Annotated in this window: 3 protein-coding genes; 2 read left to right on the forward strand and 1 reads right to left on the reverse strand. The window is 70.2% G+C overall.

What is annotated here, in order from left to right:
* On the reverse strand, positions 1-183 hold a 183-nt coding region (locus FV223_RS25775), incomplete at its 3' end, for a DUF4164 family protein (RefSeq protein ID WP_147729604.1).
* Positions 184-600: 417 nt separating this feature from the next.
* Here FV223_RS25775 and gap point away from each other — a divergent pair.
* Complete coding sequence (gap, locus tag FV223_RS25780; protein WP_147729605.1) at positions 601-1,608, forward strand: type I glyceraldehyde-3-phosphate dehydrogenase; 1,008 nt, start codon at positions 601-603, stop codon at positions 1,606-1,608.
* 143 nt (positions 1,609-1,751) lie between these two features.
* A partial coding sequence (locus FV223_RS25785; RefSeq protein WP_147729606.1) for a hypothetical protein occupies positions 1,752-2,214 on the forward strand: 463 nt, incomplete at its 3' end.

Below are 2,214 nucleotides of genomic sequence, written 5' to 3' on the forward strand. Positions count from 1 at the left end.
GAGGCGGGCCCGGTCCTCGGCCATGATCGCGCGCTCCGCCGCGACGTCGTCGGGGTTGGCCTCGGCCTCGAGCCGGCGGGCGACCGCAGCCTCGAGTTGCAGCAGCGCCGCGTCGAGCCTGCGCAGGGCGTCGCCGGTCGGGTCGCCGGTCGGGTCGGTCGGGGGGCTTGCGGCATCGCTCATGTCTGCCGGCAGGTTTCCCCCATGCCGCGATGGATTTCCAGCCGAATCCGCCGCCGACGCCCAGCCAAATCCAGTCCGGTCAGGCCGCCCGAATTGTCAGGACTTCGCACAGGCGGTCCCCGTCCTTCGCTTTGACAGCCCGGGGCACCATGTTAGAGACCCGCCGCACGCGCCTGGCCGGTTCTCGCGCGCGCTTTGTCCGGATACCCGACCCGTGCCAGTCAAGAGGCCCTCGCCCGCATCGTCCGTCTCACGGATGGTCCCCGGCGACCTGTGCCCGGGCCTCGCGTCGGTTCATCCCTGGTTCAATTCGGCGGTTCATAGAGCCGACCGCAGCACCGGACGGCCGACGCGCCGTTCCGGTACCATCGAACGGCGCCCGCAGGTCGGCGCCTCATCTCGCGAAGGAGTCACGCCGTGACGGTGAAGGTTGCCATCAACGGGTTCGGGCGCATCGGCCGCAACGTTCTGCGCGCGATCCACGAGGCCGGCCGCAAGGACATCGAGGTCGTGGCGATCAACGACCTCGGGCCGGTCGAGACCAACGCGCACCTGCTGCGCTTCGACTCGATCCACGGCCGGTTCAACGCCAAGGTGGTGGTCGACGGCGAGTCCATCATCGTCGACGGCAATCGCATCCGCGTCACCGCCGTGCGCAACCCGGCCGAGCTGCCGCACCGCGAGCTCGGCGTCGACATCGCGCTCGAGTGCACCGGCATCTTCACCTCGAAGGACAAGGCTAAGGCCCACCTGGATGCCGGCGCCAAGCGCGTCATCGTCTCGGCGCCCGCCGACGGCGCCGACCTGACGGTGGTCTACGGCGTCAACCACGACAAGCTGACGGCCGATCACCACGTGATCTCGAACGCCTCGTGCACCACCAACTGCCTCGTGCCGGTGGCGAAGGTCCTCAACGACCTCGTCGGGATCGAGCGCGGCTTCATGACCACGATCCACTCCTACACCAACGACCAGCCCTCGCTCGACCAGATGCACAAGGATCTGTACCGGGCCCGCGCCGCCGCGCTCTCGATGATCCCGACCTCGACCGGCGCCGCCAAGGCCGTCGGCCTCGTGCTGCCGGAGCTCAAGGGCAAGCTCGACGGCACCTCGATCCGCGTGCCGACCCCGAACGTCTCGGCGGTCGACCTCGTGTTCACCGCCAAGCGCGCCACCTCCGTCGAGGAGATCAACGCGGCGATCGTGGCGGCGGCCGACGGCCCGCTCAAGGGCGTGCTGGCCTACACCGACCAGCCCAACGTCTCGATCGACTTCAACCACGACCCGCACTCGTCGACCTTCCACCTCGACCAGACCAAGGTCATGGACGGCACCTTCGTGCGCATCCTCGCCTGGTACGACAACGAGTGGGGCTTCTCGAACCGCATGGCCGACACGGCCGTGGCGATGGCCAAGCTGATCTGACGAGCCGATCTGATCCGTCTCCCCCGGCCGGCTCGCGGACACCCCGCGGGCCGGCGGTTTCGCGACCCGGCCCGACCATCCGCGAAAAGCCGCGCCCCGCCGGGCCGCCCTCCGAACCGCAGACGAGAAAGGGTCCGTGACGAATGACCGACGCCCCCAAGACCGCGACCGGGCAGGACTTCATCCCGACGACGACTTCGCCCGTCGACACCCGGCCCGTCGAGGCCAAGCCCGCGGCCGCCGGTCCGGCCGGCGCGACGCCGATCGCCGCCAACCAGCTGTTCGACCAGCTCGCGCGGATCGAGGACAAGACCTCGCGGATCGAGGACAAGTACGCCCGCTCGGAGTCGCTGCTGACCCGGGTCGAGGACAAGGTCGAGGGTGCCTCGAACCGCATGAACGAGGCGGCCCGCCAGTCCGACCTCGCGGCGCTCCGCTCGGAGATGCGCGGCCTGACCGAGCGCCTGCGGCGCCTGCCCGGCACCGGCGCCCTCGTGCTCACCGCGATCATCACCGCCGTGCTGACCGTCGTGCTGATGATCGCCGTGCAGCGGCTCAACCTCGACAGCCTGCTGCCGCCGCGCGCGAACGCGACCGCCGCGGCGC

It is taken from the genome of Methylobacterium sp. WL116, assembly GCF_008039455.1.
In the GTDB taxonomy this organism is placed as follows: Bacteria; Pseudomonadota; Alphaproteobacteria; order Rhizobiales; family Beijerinckiaceae; genus Methylobacterium.